Here is a 240-nt window from a genome sequence, read left to right on the forward strand (position 1 = left end):
CGCCGCCGGCGCCGACGTGATCGCGCGGCACTGCGACGTGCGCGTCGAAGCTGACGTGGCAGCGCTGGTGCAGGCGGCGGTCGAGCGCTTCGGGCGGCTCGACGTCGGCATCAACAACGCGGGCATCGCGCCGCCGATGAAGGCGCTGATCGACACCGACGAAGCCGATCTCGACCTGAGCTTCGCGGTGAACGCGAAGGGCGTGTTCTTCGGGATGAAGCACCAGATCCGCCAGATGCT

General features: G+C 68.8%; 1 protein-coding gene. It reads left to right on the forward strand.

Translation table 11 applies throughout. The features are described 5' to 3' along the window. On the forward strand, positions 1-240 hold a 240-nt coding region (locus R2R70_RS22830; RefSeq protein ID WP_410979321.1), incomplete at both ends, for an SDR family oxidoreductase.

Origin of the sequence: Cobetia sp. SIMBA_158, from assembly GCF_046566945.1 — a bacterium.
In the GTDB taxonomy this organism is placed as follows: Bacteria; Pseudomonadota; Gammaproteobacteria; order Pseudomonadales; family Halomonadaceae; genus Cobetia; species Cobetia amphilecti.